General features: G+C 70.9%; 2 protein-coding genes. Both read right to left on the reverse strand.

Annotated features, from left to right (window positions below; genetic code table 11):
• Positions 1 to 26 precede the first annotated feature (26 nt).
• A complete protein-coding gene (locus ACFFQA_RS10855) occupies positions 27 to 5012 on the reverse strand; it encodes a type I polyketide synthase (RefSeq protein WP_377851629.1) in 4986 nt (1661 codons plus the stop codon).
• 226 nt (positions 5013 to 5238) lie between these two features.
• On the reverse strand, positions 5239 to 15585 hold the full coding sequence (locus ACFFQA_RS10860) for an SDR family NAD(P)-dependent oxidoreductase (RefSeq protein WP_446681675.1): 10347 nt from the start codon (positions 15583 to 15585) through the stop codon (positions 5239 to 5241).
• Between the last annotated feature and the right edge of the window lie 23 nt (positions 15586 to 15608).

The raw sequence follows: 15608 nt of genomic DNA on the forward strand, positions 1-15608 counted from the left end.
ATCCCCACTCAGTTGGCGAGCGCGCGTCAGGCGCCGAGCTGCTTGTCGATGAAGTCGAAGAGTTCGTCGTTGGAGGAGGACCGCAGCGACTCGATCAGCTCGGTCTCGTCCCCGTCGGACGTGGTGGTGCCACTGGAGGACACGAGGGCCTTGAGCCGCCCGACCAGCCGCTCGCGCAGCTCGTCGCCCGGCGCGAGGGCCAGCAGCGTCTCCTCCACCCGGTCCAGCTCGGCGAGCAGCCGCTCGCCCGCCGCGGCCTCGTGCGCGCCAACGAGCTCGGCGCGCAGGAACCCGGCGAGCGCGACCGGGGTGGGATAGTCGAAGACCAGGGAGGTCGGCAGGACCAGGCCGGTAGCGGCGTTGAGCCGGTTGCGGAACTCCACCGAGGTCAGCGAGTCGAAGCCCAGCTCGGTGAAGGCTCGCTCCGGCTGCACCGCAGCGGTGGTGGCGTGGCCGAGCACCGTGGCCACGCGCGAGCGAACCAGCTCGACCAGGACTCGGGTCTGCTCGGCTTCGGGCGCGCCGGTGAGCCGCTGGAGCAGCGCGGCGGCCTCACCTCCGGCCTCCTCGGTTGCGGCCTTGGCCAGCTGGGCCACCTCGGGCAGCTCGCTGAGCAGCGACCCTCCGGTGAAGGCGGGGGCGAACAGCTCCCAGTCGATGTCGGCGACGGTGACCGCGACGTCCTCGTGGTCCAACGCGCTCCGCAGTGCGGAGATCGCGAGCGCGGGGTCCATCGGCCGGACCCCGAAGCGCCGCAGCTCCTCGTCGAGGTTGCCCGAAGCGGCCATGCCCGCCTCGGCCCACGCACCCCACGCGATGGAGGTCGCGGGCAACCCGTCCCGGTGCCGCTGCTCGGCGACCGCGTCCAGGAACGCGTTGGCGGCGGCGTAGGCGCCCTGGCCGCTGTTGCCGCAGATCCCGGCGAGCGAGGAGAACAGCACGAACGCGTCCAGGTCCAGGGACCGGGTCAGCTCGTGCAGGTTGCGCGCGGCCGTCACCTTCGGCAGCAGCACTCCGGCGAGGCGCTCGGTGTCGAGGGACTCGACGGGCCCGTCGTCGATCACTCCCGCGATGTGCATGACCGAGCGGATGGTCTCGCCGTCGGCGTGCAGCTTGTCGATCAGCTCGGCCAGCGCGTCGCGCTCGGTGACGTCGCAGGAGGCCACGGTGACCCGTGCGCCCAGCTCGGTCAGCTCCGCGCGGAGCTCGGCCGCCCCCGGGGTGGTCATCCCCCTGCGGGACAACAACACCAGGTGCTCGGCGCCCTCGCGCGCCAGCCACCGCGCGACGAACGAGCCGAGCGCGCCGGTGCCACCGGTCAGCAGGACCGTGCCGCGCGGCTTCCACTCACGCTTCGCCGGGGTCTTGACCGCGCGCACCAGGCGACGGGCCAGCACACCGTTCTCCCGGATCGCGACCTGGTCCTCGTCGCCGCCGAGAACGTCGGCAAGGAGGGCAGCGGTCCGGGTGTCCGGAGTGGACGGAAGGTCGATCAGGCCGCCCCACCGCTGCGGGTGCTCCAGCGCGACGACCCGGCCGAGGCCCCAGATCTGGGCCTGCTCCGGAGCGACCACCGACTCGGCCGCGCCCTGGGTGGCGCACCACAACGGCGCGTGCACCTCGGCGTCGCCGAGCGCCTGCACCAGCGCGAGCGTGGCGGCCGCACCGACGGACACCGAGGGCCGCGCCGGGAACGGGGCCTCGTCGAAGGCCAGCAGCGACAGCACTCCGGAGACCTCGGGCAGCTCGGCGCGCAGCCGGTCGGCGAAGACGGACCGGTCGGCGTCGGCACCGGCCACGGTCATCCGGTGCACCTGCGCGCCGCGCTCGGTGAGTGCCGCGATGGCCGACTCCACCCACGGGTTGTCCGACTGCGCGGCGGTGACGACCACGGCCCAGGTGCCGCTGACGCCCCGCCCGCCGACATCGACGGAGTCCCATCGGACCCGGTAGCGCCAACCATCCACAGTGGACCACTCGTCGCCCTGCCTGCGCCACGAGGCCAGGGAGGGCAGCACGACCTCAAGGGCATCGCGATCCACAGTGGACAGCTCATTGGCCACGGCATCGAGGTCCTCGCGCCGAACGGCGTCCCAGAACCGCGCGTCGACCTCGCTGACGGCGGCGGTGCGCGGCGCGGGCAGCAGCCAGAAGCGCTGGTGCTGGAAGGCATAGGTGGGCAGGTCAACCCGGCGAGCGCCGGTGCCGGAGAACAACGCCGACCAGTCGACCTTCGCCCCCGCCGCGAAGACCTGCCCCAACGAGGACAGCGCGGAACGGGCCTCGTCGCGGTCCTTGCGCAGCACAGGGGCGAACACCGAAGACCTGCTCGCAGGGTCGAGCATCGGCGCGGCCTGCTCCGAGACGCAATCCGCGCCCATCGCCGACAACGTGCCGTCCGGCCCGAGCTCCAGGTAGCGGGTGACACCCTTCTCCGCGCACACCGCGATGCCGTCGGCGAAGCGCACCGCGCCGCGCACGTGCCGCACCCAGTACTCCGGCGACATGACCTCGGCGGCCTTGGCGACCGCGCCAGTGACGTTGGAGACGATCTGCACCGTCGGCTCGGCGTAGGAGATGCTGAGCGCCACCTTGGCGAAGTCGGCGAGCATGCCGTCCATCAGCGACGAGTGGAACGCGTGCGAGACGCTGAGGCGCTTGACCTTGCGCCCCTCCGCCTTGAACTGCTCGGCGATCTCCGAAGCCGCGTCGGAGTCACCGGAGATGACCACGGCGCGCGGGCCGTTGATCGCGGCGATGTCCACGCCTTCGACCAGGCGAGCTCGGACCTCCTCCTCAGTGGCCTGGAGCGCGATCATGGCTCCACCACTCGGAAGCGCCTGCATCAGCCGACCACGGGCGGAGACCAGGCGAGCCGCGTCCTCCAGGGAGAACACACCGGCGACGTGCGCGGCGGCCAACTCGCCGATGGAGTGCCCGACCAGGAAGTCCGGCTTCACGCCCCACGAGCGGACGAGGCGGTACAGCGCCACTTCGAGCGCGAACAGCGCGGGCTGCGCGTTCCCGGTCTGGTTCAACGCCTCCGCGGCTGCGTCAATGCTCGACTCCGCAAGCGAGTCTTCGGGCCCGAAGATCACGTCCCGCACGCCGGGCAGGTGCGACAGCACCTCGTCGAACGCCTCGGCGAACACGGGGAAAGCCTCGTACAGGCCCCGTCCCATTCCCAGGCGCTGCGATCCCTGGCCGGTGAACAGGAACGCGGTCTTGCCCTTGACCACGCGGCCCTGGACAGCGGCGGGCTCACCGGCGGCGAGGCCGTTCAGCGCCGCGAGCAGCTCCGCGCGGTCCGCTCCGAAGAGCACGGCGCGCTCGTCCAGTGCCGCACGTGTGGTGGCCAACGAGAAGGCAATGTCCAGAGCGGATACTTCGTCATTGCTGTCCACAAAGGACTTCAGCCTGCGTGCCTGCGCGTGCACCGCGTCGGTGGTCTTGCCGGAGACGACCCACGGCAGGATCGCGGGAGCGGCGGGCTTCTCGTCGGCGGGCACGACATCCGGGGCCTGCTCCAGGATGATGTGCGCGTTGGTGCCGGAGATGCCGAAGGACGACACCGCGGCACGGCGCGGGCGGTCCAGCACGGGCCAGTCGCGGGCCTCGGTCAGCAGCTCGACGGCGCCCGCGCTCCAGTCCACGTGCGGCGAGGGCTCGTCGATGTGCAGGGTCTTCGGCAGCACGCCGTTGCGCAGCGCCATGGTCATCTTGATGACGCCCGCGACACCGGCGGCCGCCTGGGCGTGGCCGATGTTGGACTTCAGGGAGCCGAGCCACAGCGGGCTGTCCGCCGGGCGGCCCTGGCCGTAGGTGGCGATCACGGCCTGCGCCTCGATGGGGTCACCGAGCACGGTGCCCGTGCCGTGGGCCTCGACGACGTCCACCTCGCACGGGCCGATCCCGGCGTTGGCGAGCGCCGCCTTGATCACGCGCTGCTGCGACGGGCCGTTGGGGGCGGTGAGGCCGTTGGACGCGCCGTCCTGGTTGACCGCCGAGCCGCGCATCACCGCGAAGACGGGGTGGCCGTTGCGCACGGCGTCGGAGAGCTTCTCCAGCAGCACCACGCCCGCGCCCTCGGACCAGCCGGTGCCGTCGGCGGCGGCAGCGAAGGACTTGCAGCGGCCGTCCACGGACAGGCCGCGCTGACGGGAGAAGTCGACGAAGGTGTCCGGGACGGACATGACCGTGACGCCACCGGCCAGTGCCAGCGAGCACTCCCCCGTGCGCAGCGCCTGTGCTGCGAGGTGCATCGCCACCAGCGAGGAAGAGCACGCGGTGTCCACCGTGACGGCGGGACCCTCAAGGCCGAGGGTGTAGGAGACCCGGCCGGACAGCACGCTCCCGGTGGTGCCGGTGCCGAGGAAGCCCTCCACGCCCTCGGGCAGCTCACCGATGCCGGTGCCGTAGTCGTTGTACATCAGGCCCGCGAACACCCCGGTCGCGCTGCCCTTGACGGTGCCGGGGTCGATGCCCGCGCGCTCGAACGCCTCCCAGGAGACCTCCAGCATCAGCCGCTGCTGCGGGTCCATGGCCAGGGCCTCGCGCGGGGAGATGCCGAAGAGCTCCGGGTCGAACTCGGCCGCGGTGTGCAGGAAGTTGCCGCGACTGGTGTAGGAGGTGCCCTGGTGGTCGGGGTCGGGGTGGAACAGGGTGCCCAGGTCCCAGCCGCGGTCCGCCGGGAAGTCCGACACGCCCTCACCGCCACCGGCGACCAGGTCCCACAGCTGCTCCGGCGTGCGCACGCCACCGGGGAAACGGCAGCCGATGCCGACGATCGCGATCGGCTCGGTCGCGGCGGCGGCGAGTTCGCTATTCCGCTGTGCCAGCCGCGCGTTTTCCTTCAGGGACTCACGCAGTGCCGCGATGAGCTCCTCGGAGGAATTCGCCATCTTGCTCTCCGCTTCGTCACCAGCTATACAAATAGCTAGAGTTTGGGTTACCGGGTGTCGAAATACGCGTTTCAGTGCTCTGAGCTGGTGTTCTCGCCCGCCTGAAGCCAACCTAGACGAGCCCTATAGGCACTTAAATCGCTTTGCTCCACCGACACCCCACCAACAAGTAACTGCCCATCCATCGCCCTTGCGCAAGGACATTGGATGGGCAGTTATTGGTGGTCGTCAACCTCAAATGCGGATGTTGCCGGAACTAGTAGGAGAATACATAGACAGTCGTTGACCTGGGCTTTTCCACCGCCGGTGGGGCGCGGTGAGGCGCCCCACCAGGGGGTCAGCTCCCCTTGGCCGAGGCCATGGCCCGCTGGACCAGGTCGCTGACGTCCATCTCATCGATGGACTCGACATCCGGTGCCGCGACCGGTGCGGGAGCCGCGGTCCCCGCCAGCTTCAGCAGCGCGTCGAGCAACCCCGCCTCGCGGAACTTGGCGATGGAGACCGTGGCCAGCGCCTTGCGGACCGCGTCCTCGTCGATCTCCAGCTCCTCCGTCGCGCCGTCGTCCCCGGGCAGCAGCTGCGGCTTGAGGTGGTCGGCCATCGCCTGCGGTGTGGGGTAGTCGAACACCGCCGTGGCCGCCAGCCGCAGCGACGTGGCCGTGTTCAACCGGTTCCGCAGCTCCACCGAGGTCAGCGAGTCGAAGCCCAGCTCGGTGAACGGCCGGTCGGGGTCGATCTCCGCGCCGGAGCTGTGCCCGAGCACCGCGGCGACCTGGGCTCGGACCACGTCCAGCACCGCCTCCGCGCGCTCCAGCGCGGGCAGCGCCGCCAGCCGCTGCGCGAGCGAGACGGTCTCGGCGACGGCCGCCTGAGCCGTCCTGCGGGCCGGAGCGCGCACCAGGCCGCGCAGGATCGCGGGCACTGAGCCGGCCCGCAGCGCCGTGCGGTCGAGCTTGATCGGCACGAGCACCGGCTGGTTCAGCGCGACCGCGACGTCGAAGGCCGCCATGCCCTCGGCGTGGCTGAGCGCGCCGAAGCCGTCCCGGCTCATCCGCTCGACGTTCTGACTGCCCAGATCGCCCGCCATGCCGCCGTCCTGCTCCCACAGGCCCCACGCCAGCGACTGACCGGCCAGGCCCTGCTCCCGGCGCAGCAGCACCAGGGCGTCCAGGAACGAGTTGGCCGCGGCGTAGTTGCCCTGGCCGGGCCCGCCGAGCACACCGGCAGCCGACGAGTAGATCAGGAACTGGCCGAGCCCGAGGTCCTTGGTGAGCTCGTGCAGGTTCCACGCGGCGTCCACCTTGGGCCGGAACACCCCGTCCACCCGTTCCGGGGTGAGCGCGGGGATCACGCCGTCGTCCAGCACACCGGCGGTGTGGATCACGCCGGTCAACCGGTGCCCGATGCTGTCGAGCACGGCCTTGAGCGCCTCGCGGTCGGCGGTGTCGCACGCGATGATCTCGGTCTGGGCGCCCAGCGCGGTCAGCTCGTCGTGCAGCTCGGCCGCTCCTGGAGCGTCGAGACCACGGCGGCTGGTGAGCACGAGGTGCTTCACTCCGTGCCGGGTGACGAGGTGCCGCGCCGCGAGGGCACCGAGGTCGCCAGTGCCACCGCTGATGAGCACGGTGCCCTCGGCGTCCCACCCGGCCGCCTCGCCCGCTGGTTGCGGCCTGGCGAGACGGGCGGCGAAGAGACCACCGTCGCGGGCCCGGACCTGCGGCTCGCCGGTGGCGACGGCAGCGCCGATCGCGTCCTCGGGGCCGTCGAAGAGCACGAACCGCTCCGGGTTCTCCGACTGCGCCGATCGGATCAGGCCCCACACCGCCGCGGTGGCCAGGTCCTGTCCGTCGGTGTGGATCACCAGCTTGGAGTCGGCGAAGCGGTCCTCGGCCAGCCACCGCTGTGCGATCCCCAGCACCTCGTGGGTCATCCGGTAGGTCTCGGCGACCACGTCATCGGCGGCGGGTTCCAGGCTGAGCACCACCACGTCCGACGCGGCGTCCTCGGAGTAGGCGGTCCACTCAACGGAGCCGTCCGCGTCCACCGGAACCCAGTCGAGCTGGAACAACGAGTCCTGGTCACCGCTGGCGCGCAGCTGGTCGGCGGAGATGGTGCGCACCGCGATGGACTCGACGGTGACCACGGGGTTCCCGCCGCCGTCCACGCCGATCAGCGTGGCCGAGTCCGGTCCCGTCGGCGTGAGCTTGACCCGCAGCGTGCTCGCCCCGGTGGCGTGCAGGGTGACCCCGCTCCACGCGAACGGCAGTGCGGCGCCCTCAGGGTTGTTGTCGCGCAGGAACATTCCGTGCAGCGCCGCATCGAGCAGCGCCGGGTGAATCCCGAACGAACCCGCGAGCGGTTCGTCGGCGGGAAGCGCCAGCTCGGTGAAAATGTCGTCGCCGAGCTTCCACGCGGCCTGAATGCCCTGGAACAACGGCCCATAGCCGAATCCGGAACCCACGAGGTCGTCGTACAGCGTCTCCACCGCAACGGACTCCGCTCCGGCTGGCGGCCACGACCCGATGTCCACAGTGGATGGAGCCGCCTCGGTGAGCGAGCCGACCGCGTGCAGGGTCCAGGGCTCGTCGCCGCGCCGGGAGTGGATCGACACCGACCGGCGCCCATCGGCTCCCGGACCACCGGCGACGACCTGCACCACGACAGCGGCGTTCTCCGGGACCACCAGCGGTGCGTGCAGGGTCAGTTCCTCCACGGTGCCGCAGCCGACCTCGTCACCGGCACGGATCGCCAGCTCGACCAGTCCGGCACCGGGAACCAGGATCGTGCCCATCACCGCGTGGTCGGCCAGCCAGGGGTGCGTGGCCACCGACACCCTGCCGGTGAACAGCACGCCGTCCCCGTCGGCCAACGACACCGCCGCGCCCAGCAGCGGGTGGTCGGCGGAGACCAGTCCGGCCGCCGTCACATCCGCCGCGCCGCTGCCCTGCATCAGCCAGTACGAGCGGTGCTGGAAGGCGTAGGTCGGCAGGTCGACGCGCTGCGAGTCCTGCGGGAAGAACGCCGTCCAGTCGGCCTTCGCACCCGTGACGTGCAGCTGCGCCAACGCTCGAACAACGGCGAGCGACTCGTCCTGGTCCTTGCGGACCAAGGGGATGAAGACCGCGTTGTCCGGGTTCTCCACGCAGTCCTGCGCGGCGGCGGTGAGCACGGCGTTCGGGCCGACCTCGACGAACCTGGTCACGCCCTCGGACTCCAGCACCCGCACGGCGTCGAAGAGCCGGACGGGACGGCGGATGTGGCGCACCCAGTACGTGGGGTCGCCGACGTCGGCCAGTGTCGCGGGCTTGCCGGTCAGCGTGGACACGATCGGGATGCGCGGCTCGTTGTAGGTCAGGCTCGCGGTGGTCGCGCCGAACTCGTCGAGCAGCCCGTCCATCAGCGCGGAGTGCGACGCCTGGCTGACCACGAGCTTCTTGGCCTTGCGCCCGCGCTCCTTGAACCCGTCGGCAATGCGCAGCGCGGTCTCCTCGTCACCGGAGATGACCGTCGACAGTGGACCGTTGAGCGCGGCGATGCCGACATTGCCGATCAGCTCGGGCAGCACCTCCTCCTCGGACGCCTGGATGGCGACCATGGCCCCACCGGGCGGCATGGAGTTCATCAGGCGGCCACGGACCGACACCACGCGGACGGCGTCCTCCAGCGACCACACCCCGGCGACGTGCGCGGCGCCGAACTCGCCGATGGAGTGCCCGGCGACGAAGTCGGGCGTGATCCCCCACGCTTCGAGGAGCCGGAACAGCGACACCTCGATGGTGAACAGCGCGGGCAGCATGTAGTCGATGCGGTCCAACAGATCCGAGTTCTCAGCGAACATCACATCGCGCAGCGACTCGGCCAGGTGCTTGTCGAACTCAGTGACCACGGCGTCGAACGCAGCGGCGAACACCGGGTACCTCTCGCACAGCTCGCGGCCCATGCCGAGGTACTGCGCGCCACCACCGGTGAACAGGAACGCGGTCTTGCCACTGTTCGCGTGCCCAGTCAACGCAAGCTCGTCGAGCCCGGCGAGCAGGCCGTCCCGGTCGGCCGCCACAACGGCCGCCCGATGCTCCAGCGCCGCCCGACCAGTGGCCAACGAGAACCCGATGTCCGCAACATCGACGTTCGGATTCTCCACCACCCAGTCCCGCAACCTCCGAGCCTGCGCCTTCACCCCCTCCTCACTCTTCCCCGACACCACCCACGGAACCACGCCATTCGCGGGCTTATCGACCGTTTCAGAGCCCTCAACAAGTCCATAAGCCCGCGAATGGCCCTGTTCGAGGATCACGTGGGCGTTGGTGCCGGAGATGCCGAAGGAGGAGACGGCGGCGCGGCGGGGGCGGTCCACGGCTGGCCAGGGAAGGGATTCGGTCAGGAGGGAGACGGCGCCTGCGGACCAGTCGACGTGCGGGGTGGGCTCTTCGATGTGCAGGCTCTTCGGCAGCACTCCGTGCCGCATCGCCTGGACCATCTTGATCACGCCGCCGACGCCGGAGGCAGCCTGGGCGTGGCCGATGTTGGACTTCAGCGAGCCGAGCCACAGCGGCTGGTCCTCCGGGCGCTCCGCGCCGTAGGTCGCCAGCAGGGCCTGCGCCTCGATCGGGTCGCCGAGGACCGTGCCGGTCCCGTGCGCCTCAACCGCGTCGATGTCCACAGAGGACAGTCCGGCGTTGGCGAGGGCCTGGCGGATGACCCGTTGCTGCGAAGGTCCGTTCGGGGCGGTCAGGCCGTTGGACGCGCCGTCCTGGTTGATCGCCGAGCCCCGGATGACCGCGAGCACGTGGTGCCCGTTGGCCTCCGCGTCGGACAGGCGCTCCAGCAACAGCATGCCGACGCCCTCCGACCACGTGGTGCCGTCGGCCGAGGAGGAGAACGGCTTGCAGCGGCCGTCCGGCGCCAGACCACGCTGCCGGGAGAACGCCACGAAGGACTCCGCCGTCGGCATGACCGTGACACCACCGGCGAGGGCGAGCGAGCACTCACCGCTGCGCAGCGCCTGGGCAGCCCAGTGCAACGCGACGAGCGAGGACGAGCACGCGGTGTCCACCGAGACCGCAGGGCCTTCAAGACCGAAGGTGTAGGCGATGCGACCGGAGGTGACACTGCCCGAGGTTCCGGTGCCCATGAAGGCTTCCAGCTCCTCCGGCACAGAGTCCACATGGGACCCGTAGTCGTAGTACATGACACCCGCGAAGACGCCGGTGTCGGAGCCCTTCAGCGAGGCCGGGTCGATCCCGGCGCGCTCCATGGCCTCCCACGAGACCTCCAGCAGCAACCGCTGCTGCGGGTCCATCGCCAGCGCCTCGCGCGGGGAGATCCCGAAGAACTCCGGGTCGAACTCCGCCGCGTCGAGCAGGAAGCCACCCTCACGGCTGTACGAGGTGCCGGGGTGCTCCGGATCGGGGTGGTAGAGCCCTTCCAGGTCCCATCCACGGTTGTCGGGGAAGAAGGAGATGCCGTCCCCGCCGGAGGCCACCAGCTCCCACAGCTGCTCCGGCGTGCTCACCCCACCCGGGTAGCGGCACCCCATCCCGACGATGGCGATCGGGTCGTCCGCGCCGGCGGACACGGCCGCGCGCACCACAGCACCCGTGGACTCGCCGAGCAGCTCGGCGCGGATGTGGGCCGACAACGCGGCGGGCGTCGGGTAGTCGAAGATCAGCGTGGCCGGCAGGCGGAGCCCGCTCGCGGTGGTCAGGCCGTTGCGCAGCTCCACTGCGGTCAGCGAGTCGAACCCGAGGTCGGTGAACGCGCGGTCCGGCTCGATCGCCCCGCCACCCGCGTGGCCGAGCACCTGGGCGACCTGGGTGCGCACGAGCTCCAGCAGCGCGCGGTCCTGCTCGGCCGCGGACAGCGACACCAGGCGGTCCCGCAGCCCGGCGGCCTCGGCCGCCTGCGCGGCGCGACGAACCGGGACGCGAACCAGGCCGCGCAGCACCTGCGGCACGAAACCGGTGCGGGCGAAGGAGGTCAGCGCCGGAACGTCGAGCTTGACCGGGACGAAGAACGCCGCGTCCTGGGCGAGCGCGGTGTCGAAGAGCTCAAGGCCCTCCTCCGGGGTGAGCGCGGCGAACCCGTCGCGGCGCATCCGGGCCAGCTCGTCCTTGGTCAGCTCGCCGCTCATGCCGCTGTCCTGCTGCCACAGGCCCCACGCCAGGGAGCTGGCGGCGAGGCCCTGCGCACGGCGTTGCCGCGCAAGGGCGTCCAGGAACGAGTTGGCGGCGGCGTAGTTGCCCTGACCGGGTGCGCCGAGCACACCGGCGGCCGAGGAGAACACCACGAACTGCGCCAGGTCGAGGTCCTTGGTCAGCTCGTGCAGGTGCCACGCGGCATCGACCTTCGGCGTGAACACGCGACTGATGCGCTCGGGGCTCAACGCGGACACCACACCGTCGTCGAGCACACCGGCGGTGTGGATCACGCCGGTCAGCCCGTCGATGTCGTCGATCACGGCCTTGAGCGCGGCGCGGTCGGAGACGTCGCACGCGGCGAACGTCACCTTAGCGCCCAGGGAAACCAGCTCATCCCGCAGCTCGACGGCACCGGGCGCGTCCAGACCACGACGACTGGTCAGCACCAGGCTCGTCACACCGCGCTCGGCCACCAGGTGCCGCGCCAGCAGCACGCCGAGCCCACCGGTGCCACCGGTGATCAACACAGTGCCCTCGGCGTCCCACTCCGCGGGCGGAGCCGCGACACCGCGTGACAGGCGCGGCACGAACAGCTTGCCGTCGCGGACAACCACCTGTCCCTCACCGGTCGCCACGGCGGCGCCCACCTCGGAAAGGGGGCCGTCCACCAGTACGAAGCGGTCCGGGTTCTCCGACTGCGCCGAGCGGACCAGGCCCCACACAGCGGAGGAAGCCAGATCGGTCACGTCCGGGCCTGCCGCGCCGTCGGTGACGACAACGAGCTTCGAGTCGGCGAAACGGTCCTCCGCCAGGAACTCCTGGACCGTGACGAGAACGCTTGTCGTCACCGCGTGCGTGTCGGCGATGACATCGCCGTTGTCCGTCTGGACAGCCAGCACGACGACGTCACCGGCCTCCGGGTACGTGACCCACTCGACGGGAGTCCCCGAGGCGACGGGGACCCAGTCGAGCTGGAACAGCGAGTCCTGCTCCAGTGCTGCGGCCTGCACCTGCTCGGCGGAAACGGCGCGCAGCGCAAGGGAATCCACGGAGATCACCGGAGCGCCGGTCGGATCGACGGCGGTCAGCGACACCGCGTCCGTCCCGGCAGGCGCGAGCCGAACCCGCAGCGACGTGGCTCCGGCGGCGTGCAACGCGACACCGCTCCACGAGAAGGGCAGCGAAGCACCCGCGTCCTCACCGAGACCCGTGGCGTGCAACGCGGAGTCCAGCAAGGCGGGGTGGATGCCGAACTTGTCGCCCCCCTGTTCCTGCGTGGGCAGCTCGACCTCGGCGAAGACCTCCGCACCACGCTTCCACGCGGCCTTGAGGCCCTGGAAGAGCGGTCCGTAGCGCAGACCGGACTCGGCGAGCTTGTCGTAGACACCGTCCAGCTCAACGACGGTGGCATCGGCCGGGGGCCACTGCGCGAAGTCGAAGGAAGCCGGAGTTCCTTGTGTGGCAAGCACACCGGAGGCGTGGAGGGTCCACTGGTCGTCGGAGCGCGAGGAGAACACCGACACCGAACGACGCCCGGTCTCATCGGCGTCGCCCACCGTCACCTGGACCATCACCGCGCCAGCGGCTGCCAGCACCAACGGCGCGTGCAGCGTCAGCTCCTCGACGACGCCGCAACCCACCTCGTCGCCCGCGCGGATCGCCAGCTCCACCAACGCGGTCCCCGGCACGAGCACCGAGTCCATCACGACGTGGTCGCCGAGCCAGGCGTGCGAGCTGAGCGAGAGGCGTCCGGTGAACAGGAACCCGTCCCCGTCGGCCAGCGAGATCGCCGCGCCGAGCAACGGGTGCTTGGCCGCGGTCAGCCCCGCGGCGGCCACGTCGGCGCTACCGGTCGGCCCGTTGAGCCAGAAGTGCTGGTACTGGAAGGCGTACGTGGGCAGATCGACGCGCCGCGCGTTGGTCGGCGCGAACACCTTCGCCCAGTCGATCCTGCCACCGGAGACGTGGTACTGCGAGAGCGCGGTGACGATCGTGCGGGCCTCGTCGCGATCGCGACGGGACAGCGCGACGAAGACACCCTCGTCCACGCAGTCCGCACCGGCGGCGGTGAGCACACCGTCCGGACCGATCTCGACGAACTTGCTGACACCAAAGGACTGGAGCGTGCGCACCGCGTCGGCGAACCGCACGGACTCCCGCACGTGGCGAGTCCAGTAGTCCACAGAGGACAGTTCGGCGGCGGTGGCGCTCCTGCCGGTCAGCGTGGAGACGATCGGGGTGGTGGGGGCGTTGGCGGTGACCGATCCGACGACCTTGCCGAACTCCTCCAGCATCCCGTCCATCAACACGGAGTGGAACGCGTGCGAGACGGAGAGCTGCTTGGTCTTGCGGCCCTCGGCCTTGAAGTGCTCGGCGACCGCGAGCGCCGCGTCCTCGTGACCGGAGATGACGACCGACGTGGGGCCGTTGATGGCGGCGATGCCCACGCGGTCGTTGAGGAGCGGCGTGACCTCGTCCTCGGTGGCCTGAACCGCGATCATGGCTCCGCCACTGGGCAGCGCCTGCATCAGACGCCCACGCGCGACGACCACGCGAGCGGCGTCCTCCAGCGACCACACACCCGCGACGTGCGCTGCGGCCAACTCGCCGATGGAGTGGCCCGCCAGGAAGTCGGGCTTGACACCCCACGACTCGACCAGCCGGTACAACGCGACCTCGATCGCGAACAACGCGGGCTGGGCGTTCCCGGTCTGGTTCAACGCCTCCGCGTCGTCACCGAAGATCACCTCACGGACGCCGGGCAGGTACGAGAGAACCTCGTCGAAGGCCGAGGCGAACACCGGGAAAGCCTCGTACAGCCCACGCCCCATCGCCAGGCGCTGCGAACCCTGACCGGTAAACAGGAACGCGGTCTTGCCCTTGGTGGCGCGCCCCTGCACGGAAGCGCGAGCACCCTCGGCGAGCGCGGTCAGGCCAGAGATCAGCTCGTCACGGTCCGCGCCGACGACCGCCGCGCGAACGTCCAGCGCCGCCCGGCCGGTGGCGAGGGAGAAACCGACGTCCACGGGGTGCGGCTCGTCGGCGGTGACCCGGGACAGCAGGCGCGCGGCCTGGGCCTTCAGCGCCTCCTCGGTCTTCGCCGACAGCACCCACGGGATCGGCGTGGTGAAGGCGCGCGGAGCCTCCTGCACCGCCTCCTCGGCGGGCGCCTGCTCCAGGATGATGTGCGCGTTGGTGCCGGAGATGCCGAAGGACGACACCGCCGCACGGCGCGGGCGGTCCACCTCCGGCCAGTCGCGGGCGGAGGTCAGCAGCTCCACGTCGCCGGCCGACCAGTCCACGTGCGGGGTGGGCTCGTCGATGTTGAGGCTCTTCGGCAGCCTGCCCGCGCGCAGGGCCTGCACCATCTTGATCACGCCGCCGATACCGGCCGCCGCCTGGGCGTGGCCGATGTTGGACTTCAGCGAGCCCAGCCACAGCGGCAGCCCCTCCGGGCGGTCCTGCCCGTAGGTGTTGATCAGCGCCTGTGCCTCGATCGGGTCACCGAGCACGGTGCCGGTCCCGTGCGCCTCGACGACATCGACGTCCCTTGTGGACAGTCGAGCGTTCTCAAGCGCCGCGAGGATCACCCGCTGCTGCGAGGGCCCGTTGGGGGCGGTCAGGCCGTTGGACGCGCCGTCCTGGTTGATCGCGGTGCCCCGGATGACCGCGAGGACCTCGTGCCCGTTGCGCTTGGCGTCGGAGAGCTTCTCGATGAGGATCATGCCGACGCCCTCGGACCAGCCGGTGCCGTCGGCGGAGGCTGCGAAGGACTTGCAGCGGCCGTCCGGGGAAAGACCGCGCTGGCGCGAGAACTCCACGAAGATGCCCGGCGCGCCCATGATGTTCGCGCCGCCCGCGAGCGCCATCGTGCACTCACCGGCCCGCAGCGCCTGCACCGCCCAGTGCAGCGCGACCAGCGACGAGGAGCACGCGGTGTCCACCGAGACCGCGGGCCCTTCGAAACCGAAGGAGTACGCGACGCGTCCGGAGTGGACGGAGCAGGTCGTGCCGGTGAGCAGGTAGCCCTCGACGCCTTCGGCGGGCTCGTGCAGGCGCGGACCGTACTCCTGCGAGGCGACGCCCGCGTAGATGCCGGTCGAAGAGCCCTTCAGCGTGGTGGGGTCGATACCCGCGCGCTCCATGGCCTCCCACGAGACCTCCAGCAGCAACCGCTGCTGCGGGTCCATCGCCAGCGCCTCGCGCGGGGAGATCCCGAAGAACTCCGGGTCGAACTGGCCAGCGGTGTGCACGAACCCACCGGTGCTGGCGTAAGACGTGCCCGGGTTGCCGGGATCGGGGTGGAACAGGCCGTCGAGGTCCCAGCCCCGGTTGTCGGGGAAGCCGGTGATGCCCTCGCGGTCGGAGTCGACCAGCTCCCAGAGGTCCTCCGGCGAGGAGACACCACCCGGGAACCGGCAGCCCATCCCGACGATCGCGATCGGCTCGTTGTCGGCCGCCTCGGCCTCCCGCAGGCGCGCCCGCGTCTGGTGGAGGTCCGCCGTCACCTTCTTCAGCAGCCCGAGGAGCTTGTCTTGATCCGCCATCTCACAACCCCACACACGCTATT

It is taken from the genome of Allokutzneria oryzae, assembly GCF_042429765.1.
Lineage (GTDB): Bacteria > Actinomycetota > Actinomycetes > Mycobacteriales > Pseudonocardiaceae > Allokutzneria > Allokutzneria oryzae.

Excerpts from the sequence above, each read along its gene's own strand:
- ACFFQA_RS10860 (WP_446681675.1), bottom strand. The coding sequence starts at position 15,585 with ATGGCGGATCAAGACAAGCTCCTCGGGCTGCTGAAGAAGGTGACGGCG.